The organism is Sphaerotilus microaerophilus (assembly GCF_023734135.1).
Classification (GTDB): domain Bacteria; phylum Pseudomonadota; class Gammaproteobacteria; order Burkholderiales; family Burkholderiaceae_C; genus Sphaerotilus; species Sphaerotilus microaerophilus.
The window spans coordinates 4,331,942-4,348,475 of sequence record NZ_AP025730.1 but is presented as its reverse complement, the minus strand read 5'-3'; the positions used below and the strand labels follow the sequence as shown (position 1 = coordinate 4,348,475).

The window sequence follows — 16,534 nt, the reverse complement described above, 5'->3', positions numbered from 1 at the left end:
CCACGATGGGAGAAGCCTTTGTGCTCGCCTGCGGGCTCGTGCTGGTGATCGAGGGGCTGATGCCCTTCGTCAGCCCGGCGCGCTGGCGCCAGGTGTTCGAGCAGGTGCTGCGACTCAGCGACGGACAGATCCGCTTCGTCGGCCTGTGCAGCGTGGCGATCGGTCTGGTGGTCGTCCTGCTCGCGGGCGATTGAGCGCGGCCAGGCTCGCCCGAGGGCGAGCTCCCGTCGGCTCTTCTGCACCGACTGCACCCTTTGCGATTGGCGACGGTCTGCCGGGCCGGGTTCGACGCCTGGGCTCGGTAGAATGCACTTTTTAACACGCTGTCCTTTATGTCTTCTGCTTGGCTCCTGCCCGAGCACATTGCCGATGTGCTGCCGCACGAGGCGCGCCGCATCGAGGAACTGCGCCGCCTGATGCTCGACGCTGCGCGTGGTTTCGGCTACGAGCTGGTCATGCCGCCGTTGTTGGAGCACCTGGAGTCGCTGCTGTCAGGCACCGGACACGAGCTCAATCTCCAGACCTTCAAGCTGGTCGATCAGCTGAGCGGCCGGTCGTTGGGCGTGCGGGCCGACACCACGCCGCAGGTCGCGCGCATCGATGCCCACCTGCTCAATCGCGTGGGCGTGACGCGCCTGTGCTACTGCGGACCGGTCCTGCACACGCTGCCCTCCGGGCTGCATGGCACGCGCGAGCCGCTCCAGTTCGGCGCCGAGCTGTATGGCCACGGTGGGTTGGAGGCCGATCTGGAGGTGCAGGAGCTGGCGATCGACTGCCTGGCCCGCGCCGGGCTGTCCGGCCTGGTGATGGACCTGGCGGATGCGCGGGTGCTGGATGGACTGCTCTCGCATGCGCCGGCAAACCCGGTGCGCCTGGAAGTGATCCAACAGGCCCTGGCAGCCAAGGATGCCAGCACCCTGGCGGCGGCCACCGACGATTTCGCGCCCGAGTTGCGCGACGGGCTGCGCGCCCTGCCTGAGCTCTATGGCGACGACGAGGTGCTGGCCGCTGCGCGCGAGCGCCTGCCGCGTCAGCCGGTGATCAGCGCCGCGCTGGATGATCTGCAGTGGCTGTCCCGCCAGTTGCGCGCGGCCCACCCCGAGGTGCGGGTGGGGTTTGATCTGGCAGACCTGTCGGGCTATGCCTATTACAGCGGCACCCGCTTCGCGCTGTATGCGCCCGGCGGGCGCGACACGTTGGCGCGGGGCGGCCGCTACGACAACGTCGGCGAGGTCTTTGGCCGTCGGCGTCCGGCGGTGGGGTTCAGCCTTGACCTCAAGGCGGTGGTGGAGCACGTGGGCTTCGACGGCCGCCGCGCGGCCATCCGGGCGCCCTGGGGTGAAGATGCCGGCCTGCGTGCCGCCGTGCGCCGCCTGCGTGAGCAGGGCGAGGCGGTGGTCTGTGTCCTGCCCGGGCACGAGCAGGAAGCGGATGAATTCGAGTGCGACCGCGAGTTGGTCGCCGTCAACGGAGCCTGGGTGGTGCGCGCCTGCTGAGCAGGAGTCCACCCCGGTCCAACAACCGAACAACGGAAAACGAGATGAGCAACAGCAGCGCCATGCGCGGACGCAATGTCGTGGTGGTGGGCACCCAGTGGGGTGACGAGGGCAAGGGCAAGCTGGTCGACTGGCTGACCGAAAGCGCCCAGGGCGTGGTGCGCTTCCAGGGCGGCCATAACGCCGGTCACACGCTGGTGATCAACGGCGTGAAGACGGCGCTGCACCTGATCCCCAGCGGCATCATGCGCCCCGGTGTCAAGTGCTACATCGGCAACGGTGTGGTGCTGTCTGCGGCCAAGCTGTTCGAGGAAATCGCCGGGCTGGAGAAGGCGGGTGTCGAAGTGCGCTCGCGCCTGCGCGTGTCGGAGGCCTGTCCGCTGATCCTGCCCTTCCATGCGGCGCTGGACGTGGCCCGCGAGGCCGCGCGCGAGCAGGGTGGCAGCGAGAAGATCGGCACCACGGGCCGGGGCATCGGCCCGGCCTATGAGGACAAGATCGCCCGCCGTGCCCTGCGCGTGCAGGACCTGAAGTATCCCGAGCGCTTTGCCGCCAAGCTCCGCGAGTTGCTGGCGCTGCACAACCACGTGCTGACCAGCTTCCTGGGCTCGAAGGGCTTTGCCTTCCCGGATCCGCTCAAACCCTACATCGCCGACGGCGAGGTGCAATTCCAGCCGGTCTACGACGAGGCCATGCGCCACGCCGAGCTGCTCAGGCCGATGATGGCCGACGTCTCGCGTGAACTCAACGAAGCGCATGTGGCTGGCCAGAACCTGCTGTTCGAGGGTGCCCAGGGGACGCTGCTCGACGTGGATCACGGTACGTATCCCTACGTCACCTCCAGCAACTGCGTGGCCGGCAACGCGGCAGCGGGTGCGGGTGTCGGCCCGGGTCTGCTGCACTATGTGCTGGGCATCACCAAGGCCTACTGCACCCGCGTCGGCGGTGGTCCGTTTCCGACGGAACTGGACTGGGAAGTGCCGGGCACCCCGGGCTACCACATGAGCACCGTGGGCGCGGAGAAGGGCGTGACCACCGGCCGCTCGCGCCGCTGCGGCTGGTTCGATGCCGCCCTGCTCAAGCGTTCGGCCCAGGTCAACGGCCTGTCAGGGCTGTGCATCACCAAGCTGGATGTGCTCGATGGCCTGAGCGAGCTCAAGCTGTGCACCGGGTACCGGCTGGACGGTGAGGTCATCGATCTCCTGCCGATGGGCGCCGACGAGATCGCTCGCTGCGAGCCGGTCTACGAGACCGTGCCGGGCTGGACCGAGACCACCGTCGGGGTGACCGAGCTGGACAAGCTGCCGGCCAATGCACGTCACTACCTGAATCGCATCGAGGAGGTCACGGGCGTGCCGATCCATGTCATTTCGACCAGCCCCGACCGCGATCACACCATCCTGCTGCGCCAGCCCTACCAGGCCTGAGCAGCCGCGAACCATTCGCACTTCTCAACGCAAGGCGGCCAGATGCTCACTGACGACGGCAAACACCTGTACGTGTCCTGGGACGAATACCACCTGCTGATCGAGCGGCTGGCACTCAAGGTGCACAACTCGGGCTGGCAGTTTGACCAGATCCTCTGCCTGGCGCGTGGTGGCATGCGTCCTGGCGATGTGTTGTCGCGGGTGTTTGACAAGCCCCTGGCCATCATGGCGACCAGCTCCTACCGTGCCGAGGTCGGCACGATCCAGGGCAGGCTCGACATGGCCAAGTACATCACCCTGCCGAAGGGTGAACTGGCAGGGCGCGTGCTGCTGGTGGACGATCTCTCGGACTCGGGCGTGACGCTCAAGGCCGTGGTGCAGCGCCTGCGCGCGATGCCCGCGATCGATGAACTGCGCTCCGCGGTGCTGTGGGTCAAGGGCGTGTCGACCTACACGCCGGACTACTACGTCGAGAGCCTGCCGACGAGCCCGTGGATCCATCAGCCTTTCGAGGAATACGACGGCCTGCGCCCGGACGGGCTGGCGCGCAAGCTGGCGGTCTGACGACTGGGCGGTCGCGCTATTGCGGCTGATCGCGTGCGCCATTGACTTGGCGGGGCGCGGTCGGCGGTGATCTCTGGCGACCGCAGGTCTGAGCGTGCGGCGCGGGCGAGCGTCCGGCGCAAATGCCAAGCCCCGGCGTTGACCAAGCACCCAGGTGCGCGCAGAACGCATCAAACCGGCGCTACAAAGACAAAAGGCCAGCACATGCTGACCTTTGTCTTGTTGGTGCCCAGGAGAGGACTCGAACCTCCACGGAGTTACCCGCTAGTACCTGAAACTAGTGCGTCTACCAATTCCGCCACCTGGGCATTGAAATCCTGAATACGAACATGAGCCGGGATTTCAAAGGCTCATGTAAGTTGGTGAATTTCGCGTATGCTGAAATTCGTTGGTGCCCAGGAGAGGACTCGAACCTCCACGGAGTTACCCGCTAGTACCTGAAACTAGTGCGTCTACCAATTCCGCCACCTGGGCTTGCAACCTGTCAACTTACCACCACTTGATCTACATTGCTGTTGATTAGTTGTGGCGATCAGCTGAGAACGAAAGTATAACCTCGTCTTGCAGAACATGGCAAGCGCTAGGCCAACCAAGGATCCACGTTTGAACAACGCCACACTGATGAGTGAAGTCGAGGGTACGGTGCAAGGGCATCGTGATGGACACGGGTTCGTGATCCTGGGGGGGGGGCAGCCCGACATCTACCTCGCCCCGCAGGAGATGCGTGCCGTGCTGCACCGCGACCGCGTGCGTGTGCGTGTGATCCGGATGGACCGCAAGGGCCGCCCCGAGGGGCGTGTGGTCGAGATCCTGGAGCGTCGGCGCTCTCCGATCATCGGTCGCCTGCTGCATGAGGCTGGCATCTGGCTGGTCGCGCCGGAGGACAAGCGCTTCGGGCAGGACATCCTGATCCCCAAGAACGGCACAGCCAACGCCAACGCCGGTCAGGTGGTGGCGGTGGAATTGACCGAGCCCCCTTCGCTGTACTCGCAGCCGGTCGGGCGGGTGACGGAGGTGCTGGGCGATATTGACGATCCCGGCATGGAGATCGAGATCGCGGTGCGCAAGTACGAGGTGCCGCACCGATTCTCCGCCGAGACGCTGGCACAGACGGCCAAGCTTCCGGAGCGGTTGCGCGCGACCGACCTGCGCCACCGTGTCGACCTGCGCGATGTGCCGCTGGTGACCATCGATGGCGAGGACGCGCGCGACTTCGACGATGCGGTGTACTGCGAGCCCGCCAAGGTGGGGCGCGGCAAGGGCTGGCGCCTGCTGGTGGCGATTGCCGATGTGAGCCACTACGTCAAGCCGGGCGAGGCGCTGGACCACGACGCCTACGAGCGGGCCACGTCGGTGTACTTCCCGCGACGCGTCATCCCGATGTTGCCGGAGAAGCTCTCCAACGGCCTGTGCTCTCTGAACCCGGAGGAAGACCGCCTCAGCCTGGTGTGCGACATGCTCGTCAACCCGGCGGGTGAGGTGCATGCCTACCAGTTCTTCCCGGCGGTGATTTCCTCGCACGCCCGCCTGACCTACACCGAGGTGGCCACCGTGCTCGCCAATACGCGGGGGCCGGAGGCCGCCCGGCGTGCCGACCTGCTGCCGCATCTGCTGCATCTGCACGAGGTCTATCGCTGCCTGCTCAAGCAGCGCGCCCAGCGCGGCGCGGTGGACTTCGAGACCACCGAGACGCAGATCGTCTGCGACGAGAACGGCCGCATCGAGAAGATCGTGCCGCGCACACGCACCGATGCGCACCGGCTGATCGAGGAGGCCATGCTGGCCGCCAACGTCTGCGCGGCGGACTTCATCCACGCGGCCAAGCACCCGAGCCTGTTCCGGGTCCACGAGGGGCCGACGCCGGAGAAGCGCACGACGCTGCAGAACTTCCTGCGCACGCTTGGCCTCGGCTTCACGGTCAGCGAGGAGCCCAAGCCGGCCGAAATGCAGGCCATCGCACTGGCCACGCGCGAGCGGCCGGATGCTGCCACGATCCACCAGATGCTGCTGCGCTCGATGCAGCAGGCGCTGTACACGCCGTCCAACAGCGGGCACTTCGGCCTGGCCTATGACGCGTACACCCACTTCACCAGCCCGATCCGGCGCTACCCGGACCTGCTGATCCACCGCGTCATCAAGGCGCTGCTGGGCCGGCACCGCTACCACCTCTCGCTGGAAGGGCTGCCGCCCCCGCCGGTGGGGCGTGGCGGCAAGGTCGCGTCATCGGGGGGGACGGAGTCGGCGGTCTGGGAGGCGGCCGGCGCGCACTGCAGCGCCAATGAGCGGCGTGCCGACGAAGCCTCGCGCGACGTGGAGGCCTGGCTGAAGTGCCGGTTCATGCGCGAGCGATTGGGCGAGGAGTTCCCGGGCACGATCAGCGCGGTGACCAGCTTCGGCCTGTTCGTGCAACTCGACGAGCTCTACGTCGAGGGCCTGGTGCACATCACCGAGCTGGGCGGCGAGTACTACCGCTACGACGAGGCGCGCCAGGAGCTGCGTGGCGAGCGCACCGGCGTGCGCTACGCGGTGGGCGGGCGCATCCGCGTGCAGGTCAGCCGCGTCGACCTTGACGGGCGCAAGATCGACTTCCGCCTGGTGCGCGATGCGTCGCTGGCGTCCCTGGCACCACGGCCCGCCGGGCGCGAGCGCTCCCCGGCGTCGGCACAGGCCGAGCTGGTGGACGTGCAGGCCAGCGACCGTGCCGCGCGCCGCTCGGCGAAGCAGGCCGCCCAGGCTGGTTCGAAGCGGCCTGGCAAGGGTGGTCGCGCGGTGGCGAAGGGCTCGGCCAAGGCGGTTGACAAGGACCGGGCAGCCGCGCCGGCAGCGGTGTCGGCCAACGCCCCCGATGTCGTGATGCCGGCCGAGCCCCTGCGCAAGCCACGTCGCGGGCGCCGCTGAAGCCGTCGCCCGGCGCTGCGGGGCCGGGCGGTCAGGGCGGATCGGCGGGGCTGCCGATCGCTGCCGCCAGCTGGCTGGCCGGCAGGGCGCGGCCATCGGGCTGCAGGCGCTCGGCCAGTTGCCCGTGCCGGAACACCGCCTGGCGTGCGGCGCTCAGCGCAGCGTCGAGGTGGCCGGGCTGCGGGCTCCACAGGCCGGCCAGCCAGCCCGCCAGCACATCGCCGCTGCCGGGCACGGCCAGCGCGGCGTTGCCGGTCGGGTTGATCCAGGGCGTTTGCCCTGGGGCGGCGATCACTGTGCCGGATCCCTTCAGCACGACCACGGCCGCGTAGCGTTCGGCCAGTTGCCGGGCCGCTTCGAGCCGGTCGCGCTGCACGCCCGACACCGAGGGAGCGTGCGGGTCGAGCAGGCGCGCCGCCTCCAGCGGGTGGGGTGTGAGCACCGTGGCCAGGCCCAGCTGGCCGCGTTCGCGCAATGCGTCCTGCCAGGCCGGCTGTGTGGCGATGGCGTTGAGGGCGTCCGCATCCAGCACCAGGCGCACGGCCTGTTCGATCAGCAAGGGCAGCACCTGCGCGATGTCACTGCCACCACCGCAGCCTGCCAGGGCGGTGGTCTGAGGTCCGAGTTGCGCGCCCTCCAGCGGGCCGCCGAACATCAGCTCGGGACTGCTCGTATCCAGCCGCGGGGCCTGCGGATCGAGCAGGTGGACGTAGACGCGCCCGGCGCCGGCGCGCAATGCGGCGCGGCCGGCCAGCAGCGCGGCGCCCGTCATCGAGGCCGCTCCGCCAACGACGCGCACATCGCCGAAGCTGCCCTTGTGCTGAGCATGGCGGCGCTGCAGCGGTGTTGCGGTGCCCGGTTGCGGGGCGTTCAGCCAGGCGACGGGGGGCTTATCGCGCACTGAGACGGCCAGGTCGTCCCACCAGATCCGGCCCGCGGCATCGCGGCCGTGGGCGGTGAACAGCCCGGGTGCCAGGCTCAGCAGCGCCAGGGTGGCGTCCGCCCGGACGCAGGCGGCGCCGGTGGCGATCGCACCGGTATCGGCCGGCAGCCCGGATGGCAGGTCGACCGCCAGTACCTGCGCGCCGCTGCGGTTGATGGCCTCGATCGCCCCGGCGATACGTCCCTCGGCAGGCCTGCCCAGGCCCCGGCCGAGCAGGGCGTCGATGACCAGGTGATCTATGCCAGCGCTGCGTGCGTTCAGCGCGGCGGCAGACGACTCGGACCAGGCCTCGACGCGCACGCCCGCGGCGCGGGCCCGTTGCAGGGATGTGACGGCATCGGCCGGCAGCCTGGCAGCGTCCCCCAGGAACCAGACGCACAGGTCACGGCCGGGTTGCAGCAGGTGCAACGAGGCCTCGAAGCCATCGCCACCGTTGTTGCCCGGGCCGGCCAGCACCGAGACGGTGCCGGCATGGGGGGCGATGGCGGCGGCCAGCCGGGCCACGCCCAGGCCGGCGCGCTGCATCAGGGTGTGGGGCGCCAGCGTGGCGGCGGCGCGGGCCTCCAGCCGCCGCGCCGCGGCACTGTCGTGCAAGGGGAGGGGGGCGGCGGCGGTGGTGGAGCACCACGGCGTCAGCGGCCGGGGGCGCCGGGGAGCGTCTGCCCACGTGCAAGGGAGGACAGTGGGGTCGGAAGGCGCGGTCGTGCGGTTTGCGGGGTGGGGCATGGCGTTGTGCGGCAGTGCCGGCGCATCAGGTGCGAGACGTCTGGGTCTCGCACCAGTGGCGCGGCGTCAGCACGGTCACGCCCCAGGGCCGCATCCGGCGTGCCAGCTTCAGCACGGCTCGGTCGCGGGAGAACAGCCAGGGCACGCTGCGGGCCGAGGCGAGGTCGATGAAGACCTGGTCGTCAGGGTCGCTGCAGCGCGCCTGGCGGTGCGGTGGCAGGGGAGCGGGGGCGGCGGTGGGCGTGGCCCAGGTGGTGGCCATCTCCAGCGCCCGAGCCTCGTGGTGCTGCCAGCGCCGCAGCGCGGGTTCGCTGCGCAGGCGCGACAGCACCTCGACCAGCTCGGCCTGCATCGCGGGCGTGCTGAGCCACTGCAGCCGGCCGTTGATCACGGCCTCGCCGACGGCCAGGCCGTGCGGGTCGGCGAAGACCAACCAGTCCAGGACTACGTTGGTGTCGAGGATGCAGCCAGGCGCCTCCTGGGGGATGGTCGCAAGCGCAACCGGAGCCGCCCTCGCCACGGGAGTGGCCGGCACGGTGGCGATGGCGGCGTCCGGGTTCAGGCGGTGCTCCAGCGGTGGGCGGAGAAGGGGGCGGGGTCGATCGCGCAGGCGCGCCCGGCCAGCTGGTCGGCCAGCAGCCGGGCGGCAGCACAGGCCTGGGTCCAGCCCAGCCCGCCGTGTCCGAGTTGCAGCCACACGCCCGGTGCGGCCGCAGGGCCGATGACCGGTAGACCGTCCGGCAGCATGGGGCGTGCGCCACGCCAGAGCTGTGCTCCCGCGCGCTGGGCGGCGAGCGGGAACCAGCGGTCCAGGGCGGCGTAGAGCGGGTCGTAGGCGGCGTCGGCCACGGCGCCGCTGCCGCCCAGCTCCCAGCCGCCGCAGATGCGCAGGCGCTGCCCGAGGCGGCTGAGGGTCAGGCCGGTGTCGGCCTCGATCACGGCCGAGCGCAGCGCCTGTTCCTGCAGGTCGTCGCGCAGGCGAAAGGTCACGCCCAGGCCCCACACCGGCAGCAGCGGCAGCTTCAGGCCGGCCAGGGCGATCGGCGGCAGGGCCTGGGCGCCGGTGCAGAGCAGCACGGCGTCGACGGTCAGCTCGGCCGGCAACGGGTCGGCCTGGGTGGGCAGGAAGGCCAGCTGCTCCGCGCCGCTGCGCCCCCGCCCCCGCGCGGCCTCGCCGGTGTCGCGGGTGGGCGAGAGCTTCAGCGTCGGGCCTGGTGTGCCGGGCTGGAGGCCGGTGACCTCGGTCTGGAAGTGAAAGCGCACGCCGCCCTCGCGCTGGCAGACCAGGCGCAGCTGGTGGGCGAATTCGCGGCAGTTGCCGACCCCGGAGTCCGGCAGGTAGAGGCCGCCGGCCAGCGGTGTCTCGGTGTTCAGGCCGGGCTCGATGTGCCGGCACTGCAAGGGGTCGAGGGCCTCGACCCGGATGCCGGCCTGCCGCAGCGATTCGAGCAGGGCCCAGCGCGCCTCGCTGTCGCCGGCCTGGCGACGCAGCACCAGCACGCCCTGCGAGCGCTCGTGGCTCAGCTGGTGCTCGCGACTCAGGGCCTGGTGCCGCTCGCGGCCCAGCTCGCCCAGTTGCAGCAGCGAGTGATGCGCCACCGCGGCGCGGCTGGCCTGGCTGCGCTTCCACTGCCGCAGCCACTGCCACTCGGCCGCGTGCCAGCGAGTTCGCCAGCGCAGTCCGTCGGTGCTGCCGGGGCGTGTGGCGGCCCAGCCCCGCGAGCGCGATGGCCTGCCGGGCCAGGCCAGCAGGGCGGGGCTGATGAGCCCGGCATGGGCGAAGCTGGCCTCGGCGGCCACGGCGTCGTTGCGCTCGATGACGATCACCTCGTGGCCATCGTGTGCCAGTTCGTAGGCGGTCGTGATGCCGGCGATCCCGGCACCGATGACGGCGACGCGCATCAGAGCGGCGTCCGCATCGGCAGGTGTCTCGGCGCGTGCTTCAGCTGGAGCGGCCGGCGTCGCGAGCCATCGGGTGCCGCATCGGCAGGGTGGGTGGCTTGGATTGGGGGTACGCGGTCGGTGCGCTTACCGGTTGGGATGAGCGGGATCAAGGCTGATATACTCTTTGGGTTTTTCCGCAGAGACAGGCCGGTCGCCGCCTCCTCCTTGAAGAGGTCTGACATGTCGGCTGTCGATGAAGTGCCCCGTTCCGGGGTTGTTGTCCGCCAGGTGCTTCGAGGCGCCTGCGGCCGGAAGAATGAAGCCCGGATCCGGCTAACTAAAGGTGTTGCACACCGTGGGTTCGATGGGGTGGTGCCGCGCAGCGGCTGACCTGCCTGCATCGCCCTCTCACCCTGTGCGATTCCAGCCGGATTCTAGATCCAACCTTTGGAGTCTCTCGATGTCCTTCACGATGCGCGAAATGCTGGAAGCCGGTGTCCACTTTGGTCACCAGACCCGCTTCTGGAACCCCAAGATGGCCCCGTTCATTTTCGGCCATCGCAACAAGATCCACATCATCAACCTCGAGAAGACGGTTCCGCTCTTCACTGAGGCCACCAAGTTCGCGCGCCAGCTGGCATCCAAGCGCGGCACCGTCCTGTTCGTCGGCACGAAGCGCCAGGCGCGTGACGTGGTCGCCCAGGAAGCCGCCCGTGCCGGCATGCCCTATGTCGACCAGCGCTGGCTGGGCGGCATGCTGACCAACTTCAAGACGGTCAAGGGTTCGCTCAAGAAGCTCAAGGACATGCAGGCCCAGGTCGAGGCCGGCCTGGAGCAGATGAACAAGAAGGAAGGCCTGCTGTTCCAGCGCGAGCTGTCCAAGCTCGAGAAGGACATCGGCGGCATCCAGGACATGGGCGCGCTGCCTGACGCGCTGTTCGTGATCGACGTCGGTTATCACAAGATCGCCGTGGCGGAAGCTCAGAAGCTGGGCATCCCGGTCATCGGCGTGGTGGACACCAACCACTCGCCGGTGGGCATCGACTACGTCATCCCCGGCAACGACGACTCGGCCAAGGCCGTGGCGCTGTACGCCCGGGTGATGGCGGATGCCGTCCTGGAAGGCAAGGCCAACGCGATCAATGACGTGGTCGAGGCCGTGGCTGCGACCGGCGACGAGTTCGTCGAGGTCAGCGACGCCGCCTGAGTCCACGCCCGCGGCTCATGCAAGGGGGCTGCTTCAGCCCCCTTTTTTCAAGACGTTTTGAACACATCCCGGTGGCGACCTGTGCTGCCGCCGGCTGCCAAGGAGAGAACGATGGCTGCGATTACCGCAAAGATGGTTGCCGACCTGCGGGCCAAGACCGATGCCCCGATGATGGAGTGCAAGAAGGCGCTGACCGAGGCCGACGGCGACATGGCCCGTGCCGAAGAGATCCTGCGCGTCAAGCTGGGCAACAAGGCCAGCAAGGCGGCTTCGCGTGTGACGGCCGAGGGCGTGATCGCCGCAGCGGTGGCTGGCGCCACTGGTGCGCTGATCGAAGTCAACTGCGAAACCGATTTCGTCTCCAAGAACGAGACCTTCCTGGCCTTCGTGCAGTCCTGCGCCCAGTTGGTTGCCGAGCACAACCCGGCCGACGTGGCGGCGCTGTCGGCCCTGCCGCTGGCGATGGAGGACTTTGGCCCGACCGTCGAAGAAGTGCGCAAGGGCCTGATCGGCAAGATCGGCGAGAACATGTCGATCCGCCGCTTCAAGCGCTACGCGGGCGGTGGTGACCTGGCCCACTACCTGCACGGCACGCGCATCGGCGTGGTGGTCGAGTACACCGGCAGCGCCGCAGCCGCCAAGGACGCTGCGATGCACATCGCCGCGATGAAGCCGGCCGCGCTGTCGTCGGCCGACGTGCCTGCCGAGCTGGTCGAGAAGGAGCGCAAGATCGCTGCCGAGAAGGCTGCCGAGTCCGGCAAGCCGGCCGAGATCGTCGCCAAGATGGTCGACGGCTCGGTGCAGAAGTTCCTGAAGGAAGTCTCGCTGCTCGACCAGGTCTTCGTGAAGGCCGCCGATGGCAAGCAGACCGTGGGTGCCTACCTGAAGGGGGCCGGTACGGCCGTCAAGGGCTTCACGATGTTCATCGTTGGTGAAGGCATCGAGAAGAAGCAGGACGACTTCGCGGCCGAAGTGGCTGCCCAGGTCGCTGCCGCCAAGGGTCAGTGACCTTCGGCGCCGTGGGTGCAGATCCCGAACTTGGGGTTTGTACCCGTGTGATCGCCTAAACTGCCGCCACGTTGCACTGATCGAGGAACCACGCATGCCGGCCTACAAACGCATCCTGCTGAAGCTTTCCGGAGAGGCCCTGATGGGCGACGATGCCTTCGGCATCAACCGCGCGACGATCGTGCGCATGGTGCGCGAGATCCGGGAAGTCACGGCGCTGGGTGTCGAGGTGGCCGTCGTGATCGGCGGTGGCAACATCTTCCGCGGTGTCGCGGGCGGCTCGGTCGGCATGGACCGGGCCACGGCCGACTACATGGGCATGCTGGCCACGGTGATGAACTCGCTGGCGCTGGCCGACACGATGCGGCTGGAGGGCATGACCGCACGCGTCATGTCTGCCATCAGCATCGACCAGGTGGTCGAGCCCTACGTGCGACCCAAGGCGCTGCAGTACCTCGAAGAGGGCAAGGTGGTGATCTTCGCTGGCGGCACCGGCAACCCCTTCTTCACCACCGACACGGCCGCAGCGCTGCGCGGTGCCGAGGTGGGCGCCGAGATCATGCTCAAGGCCACCAAGGTGGACGGTGTCTACACCGCCGACCCGAAGAAGGATCCCAGCGCCACGCGCTACCCGTCGCTGACCTTCGACGAGGCCATCATCAAGAACCTGGCGGTGCTCGACGCCACGGCCTTCGCGCTGTGCCGCGACCAGAAGCTGCCGCTCAAGGTGTTCTCCATCGTCAAGCCGGGCGCGCTCAAGCGCGTGGTGCTGGGCGAGGACGAAGGCACGCTGGTGCACGTCTGAGGGTCGCTGTCGCGCCCCGGTTCGTCACCGTCCCGCCGCACAACCGCCGCATGAACGCCGCAAGAAACGCCGCATTCCCAGGAGTCAAGCGATGAGCATTGCCGACATCAAGAAGAACGCCGAAGCCAAGATGGCCAAGTCCATCGAGGCCTTCAAGCACGAACTGACCAAGATCCGCACCGGCCGTGCCCACCCGGGCATCCTTGACCAGGTGCATGTGGATTACTACGGCTCACCGGTTCCGATCAGCCAGGTGGCCAACGTCTCCCTGATCGATGCCCGGACCATCAGCGTCCAGCCCTGGGAAAAGGGCATGGGCCAAAAGATCGAGAAGGCCATCCGCGAGTCCGACCTGGGGCTGAACCCGTCGACGATGGGCGACCTGATCCGCGTGCCGATGCCCGCGCTGACCGAGGAGCGCCGCAAGGAGCTGACCAAGGTGGTGCGCCACGCCGGCGAGGAGTCCAAGGTCGCGGTGCGCAACCTGCGTCGTGATGCCAACGAGCACGCCAAGAAGTTGCTCAAGGACAAGCAGATCACCGAGGACGAGGAGCGCCGTTCCATCGACGAAGTGCAGAAGCTCACCGACCGCACCATCGCCGAGATCGACAAGCTGGTGCACGGCAAGGAAGCCGACATCCTCGCGGTCTGACGCCCGCGGTGGTGTGTCCGTCCGAGCGGTTCGCGCGTCGTTTTGCGGGACTGCTCGCCCTGAGTCCGGATCCGAGGAGCGGCCGTGGCTGAGCCCCTGCATCCCGTGCCACGCCACGTGGCCATCGTGATGGATGGCAATGGCCGCTGGGCCAACCGGCGGCTGATGCCGCGCGTGGTCGGGCACAAGTTCGGTGTCGACGCGCTCGTGCGCATCATCCACGCCAGTGCGGCGCGCGGCATCGAGTACCTCACCGTCTTTGCCTTCTCCTCCGAGAACTGGAAGCGGCCCCAGGACGAGGTCTCCGGCCTGATGAACCTGGTCATGGTGGCAGTGTCGAAGTACCTCGCCCGCATGGCCGAGGACGGCGTGCGCATCCGCATCATCGGCGATCGCAGCCACGTGGCCGAGAAGGTGCGGGCGGCCTGGGACCATGCCGAGGCCCGCACTGCGAACAACCGCCGCATCACGGTGTCGGTGGCCTTCAATTACGGCGGGCGCTGGGACGTGGTGCAGGCCTGCCAGCGCGCCATCGCCGAGGGCCTGCGGCCCGAGCAGATCGACGAGGCCGCGCTGTCGAGCCGCATGTCGCTGACCTACGCACCGGACCCGGACCTCTTCATCCGCACCGGCGGCGAGGTGCGCATCTCCAATTTCCTGCTCTGGCAGACTGCGTATTCGGAGCTGTACTTCACCGACTGCCTCTGGCCCGACTTCGACGAGCGGGCCCTCGATGCGGCGTTGGAGGACTATGCCCGGCGCGACCGCCGCTTCGGTCGCGTGAAGACCGACATCGCGCCCAGTGGCGAAGTCGTCTCGCTGCCTGCGGGCAGCTGAACCTGCGCCCTCCGAGACCGGAATCGCCCATGCTCAAACAACGGGTCATCACGGCGCTGCTGCTGATGGCGGTGCTGCTGCCGGCGCTGTTTGCGTCCGCCCCCTGGCCCTTCATGGCCCTGACGCTGGTGATGATCGGCGCAGCGGGCTGGGAATGGTCCCGCCTCAACCATGCACCCGGTGTCGCGGCGCTCGCCTTCGGCGCGCTGGTCGTGGCCGGCGCAGGGGTGGCTTGGTGGCTGGGGTGGGTGGGCCACAGTCCTGCCGGTCTGTGGTGGCTGGCCATGCTGGTGTGGGTGCTGGGCGGCGCCTGGGTGCTGCGCCGTGGCGTGGCCGCCTGGCCGACCGTGCCGCGCGGGCTGCGGCTCGTGGCGGGCCTGCTGCTGCTCTGGCTGGCCTGGCTGGCGATCGCCGAGGCCCGCCTGCGTGGGCTGAACTTCCTGCTTTCGACCTTCTGCCTGGTGTGGGCCGCCGACATCGCCGCCTACTTCGGCGGTCGCGCCTTCGGCCGGCGCAAGCTGGCGCCGGCCATCAGCCCGGGCAAGAGTTGGGCGGGGGTCTACAGCGGCATGATCGGCGTGCTGCTGGTGGCTGCGCTGTGGATGGCCTTCGACCAGCGTGGCCTGGCCGATGGCCCCAGTCTCTACACGCTGCTCTGGCAGCGCTCCGGGCCGCTCGGCCTGGTGATCGGCTGCCTGTTCCTCTCGGCGTTGAGCGTGGTGGGTGACCTGTTCGAGTCGCTGGTCAAGCGTGCTGTCGGCGCCAAGGACAGCTCGGCTCTGCTGCCCGGGCATGGCGGCGTGCTGGACCGCATCGACGCGCTGCTGCCCGTGTGTCCTCTCGCCCTGGCCCTGGTGTGTGCATGAGTGCTTCGTCCGTCACGACCGTGTTGTCCGTTCCCCGCCAGCGCGTGTGCGTGCTGGGTTCCACTGGCTCGATCGGCACCAGCACGCTCGACGTGATCGGCCGCCACCCGGAGCGTTTCGAGGTGTTTGCGCTGTCGGCGCACAGCCGCGTCGACGACCTCGCGGCGCAGTGCCTGCGCTGGCAGCCGCGCTTCGCCGTGCTGCCGGATGTCGCCGCGGCCCGCGACCTCGCCACGCGCCTGCGCAGTGCCGACGTGCGCACCGAGGTGCTGGTGGGTGCCGCGGCGCTGGAAGAAGTGGCTGCTCACCCCGAGGTGGACAGCGTGATGGCGGCCATCGTCGGTGCGGCCGGCCTGGCACCCTGCCTGGCCGCGGCACGTGCCGGCAAGCGGCTGCTGCTGGCCAACAAGGAGGCCCTGGTCGTCGGCGGCGAGCTGTTCATGCGCGCAGTGCGCGAGGGCGGCGCCACGCTGCTGCCGATCGACAGCGAGCACTCGGCGATCTTCCAGTGCCTGCCGGAAGACCGGTCGGCCTGGGCGCAGCGCATCGACCACATCGTGCTGACCGCCTCAGGCGGGCCGTTCCGCCAGCGCGACCCGGCCACGCTGGCCGAGGTGACGCCCGAGCAGGCCTGTGCGCATCCGAACTGGGTGATGGGCCGCAAGATCTCGGTCGACTCGGCCACGATGATGAACAAGGCGCTAGAGGTCATCGAGGCGCGCTGGCTCTTCGACCTGGCGCCGCGCGATGTGCGCGTGCTGCTCCACCCGCAGAGCATCATCCATTCGATGGTGGTCTGCCGCGACGCCTCCGTGCTGGCCCAGCTCGGCACGCCGGACATGCGCGTGCCGATCGCCTACGGGCTGTCCTGGCCGCAGCGCATCGAGTCCGGTGCGGCGCAGCTCGACTTCCTCTCGCTGGCGTCGCTGACCTTCGAGCCGGCCGATGCGCAGCGCTTCCCCGGCCTGCAGCTGGCCTGGCAGGCGCTGGAGGCCCGCCCCGGCACGACCGCGGTGCTCAATGCCGCCAATGAGGTGGCCGTGGCGGCCTTCCTGGAGCGGCGGCTGCGTTTCGACCGGATCCATGCCGTGAACGCCGGCACGCTGGCCCAGCTGGCCGTGCCGGAGGACGCCACGTCGACGCTGGGTGGGCTGCTGGCACTCGATGCCTCGGCGCGTGCGGTGGCCGGTGAACTGGTCGCCCGCGGCGGAGTCTGAGCCC

At 69.1% G+C, this 16,534-nt stretch carries 15 protein-coding genes and 2 tRNA genes; 12 read left to right on the top strand and 5 right to left on the bottom strand.

The window, feature by feature from the left end; translation table 11 throughout:
• Positions 1-5: 5 nt before the first annotated feature.
• The 4 genes from NGK70_RS18540 to NGK70_RS18525 all read left to right on the top strand — a co-directional run bounded on the left by NGK70_RS18540 (position 6) and on the right by NGK70_RS18525 (position 3,487).
• Entirely contained in the window at positions 6-194 is a 189-nt protein-coding gene (locus NGK70_RS18540; protein WP_251969962.1) for a DUF2065 domain-containing protein, read from the top strand.
• 138 nt (positions 195-332) lie between these two features.
• Positions 333-1,496, top strand: a complete 1,164-nt coding sequence (locus NGK70_RS18535; RefSeq protein ID WP_251969961.1) for an ATP phosphoribosyltransferase regulatory subunit — start codon at positions 333-335, stop codon at positions 1,494-1,496.
• 44 nt (positions 1,497-1,540) lie between these two features.
• On the top strand, positions 1,541-2,923 hold the full coding sequence (locus NGK70_RS18530; protein ID WP_251969960.1) for an adenylosuccinate synthase: 1,383 nt from the start codon (positions 1,541-1,543) through the stop codon (positions 2,921-2,923).
• Between the two features lie 42 nt (positions 2,924-2,965).
• Positions 2,966-3,487 carry a phosphoribosyltransferase gene (locus tag NGK70_RS18525; protein ID WP_251969959.1) on the top strand — a complete coding sequence of 174 codons (522 nt, stop codon included), beginning with the start codon at positions 2,966-2,968 and terminating at the stop codon, positions 3,485-3,487.
• Between the two features lie 223 nt (positions 3,488-3,710).
• Here NGK70_RS18525 and NGK70_RS18520 read toward each other — a convergent pair.
• Together NGK70_RS18520 and NGK70_RS18515 are read right to left on the bottom strand one after the other, a co-directional pair.
• Positions 3,711-3,795: transfer RNA gene (locus NGK70_RS18520), tRNA-Leu, on the bottom strand.
• Positions 3,796-3,876: 81 nt separating this feature from the next.
• Positions 3,877-3,961, bottom strand: a tRNA-Leu gene (locus NGK70_RS18515).
• A gap of 147 nt (positions 3,962-4,108) precedes the next feature.
• Between NGK70_RS18515 and rnr the strand changes: the two genes are divergently transcribed.
• Positions 4,109-6,385, top strand: a complete 2,277-nt coding sequence (gene rnr / locus NGK70_RS18510; protein WP_251973827.1) for a ribonuclease R — start codon at positions 4,109-4,111, stop codon at positions 6,383-6,385.
• A 31-nt stretch (positions 6,386-6,416) separates the two neighbouring features.
• On the opposite strand, the gene NGK70_RS18505 is transcribed toward rnr, so the two are convergent.
• The 3 genes from NGK70_RS18505 to NGK70_RS18495 form a co-directional block, all read right to left on the bottom strand.
• Entirely contained in the window at positions 6,417-7,922 is a 1,506-nt protein-coding gene (locus tag NGK70_RS18505) for an NAD(P)H-hydrate dehydratase (RefSeq protein ID WP_251969958.1), read from the bottom strand.
• A gap of 157 nt (positions 7,923-8,079) precedes the next feature.
• Complete coding sequence (locus tag NGK70_RS18500; protein ID WP_251969957.1) at positions 8,080-8,589, bottom strand: PIN domain-containing protein; 510 nt, start codon at positions 8,587-8,589, stop codon at positions 8,080-8,082.
• A gap of 23 nt (positions 8,590-8,612) precedes the next feature.
• Positions 8,613-9,956 (bottom strand): FAD-dependent oxidoreductase, encoded by a 1,344-nt coding sequence (locus NGK70_RS18495; RefSeq protein ID WP_251969956.1) that lies wholly within the window; start codon positions 9,954-9,956, stop codon positions 8,613-8,615.
• A 442-nt stretch (positions 9,957-10,398) separates the two neighbouring features.
• Here NGK70_RS18495 and rpsB point away from each other — a divergent pair, with 442 nt between their 5' ends.
• From rpsB to ispC, 7 genes are all read left to right on the top strand, one after another.
• The gene (gene rpsB, locus NGK70_RS18490) at positions 10,399-11,145 is read left to right on the top strand and encodes a 30S ribosomal protein S2 (RefSeq protein WP_251969955.1); all 747 of its coding nucleotides are present in this window, start codon (positions 10,399-10,401) and stop codon (positions 11,143-11,145) included.
• A gap of 111 nt (positions 11,146-11,256) precedes the next feature.
• Positions 11,257-12,153, top strand: coding sequence for a translation elongation factor Ts (gene tsf, locus NGK70_RS18485; protein WP_251969954.1), 897 nt, complete (start codon positions 11,257-11,259; stop codon positions 12,151-12,153).
• 94 nt (positions 12,154-12,247) lie between these two features.
• Positions 12,248-12,958 carry a UMP kinase gene (gene pyrH / locus NGK70_RS18480; protein ID WP_251969953.1) on the top strand — a complete coding sequence of 237 codons (711 nt, stop codon included), beginning with the start codon at positions 12,248-12,250 and terminating at the stop codon, positions 12,956-12,958.
• 91 nt (positions 12,959-13,049) lie between these two features.
• The gene (gene frr / locus NGK70_RS18475; RefSeq protein ID WP_251969952.1) at positions 13,050-13,610 is read left to right on the top strand and encodes a ribosome recycling factor; all 561 of its coding nucleotides are present in this window, start codon (positions 13,050-13,052) and stop codon (positions 13,608-13,610) included.
• Between the two features lie 84 nt (positions 13,611-13,694).
• Positions 13,695-14,447 (top strand): polyprenyl diphosphate synthase, encoded by a 753-nt coding sequence (gene uppS, locus NGK70_RS18470; protein ID WP_256490690.1) that lies wholly within the window; start codon positions 13,695-13,697, stop codon positions 14,445-14,447.
• A 29-nt stretch (positions 14,448-14,476) separates the two neighbouring features.
• Positions 14,477-15,313, top strand: coding sequence for a phosphatidate cytidylyltransferase (locus NGK70_RS18465; protein WP_251969951.1), 837 nt, complete (start codon positions 14,477-14,479; stop codon positions 15,311-15,313).
• Positions 15,310-16,530: a 1-deoxy-D-xylulose-5-phosphate reductoisomerase gene (gene ispC / locus NGK70_RS18460; RefSeq protein WP_251969950.1), complete on the top strand. Its 1,221-nt coding sequence runs from the start codon at positions 15,310-15,312 to the stop codon at positions 16,528-16,530. Before NGK70_RS18465 ends, ispC begins: the two co-directional genes overlap by 4 nt.
• Positions 16,531-16,534 lie beyond the last annotated feature (4 nt).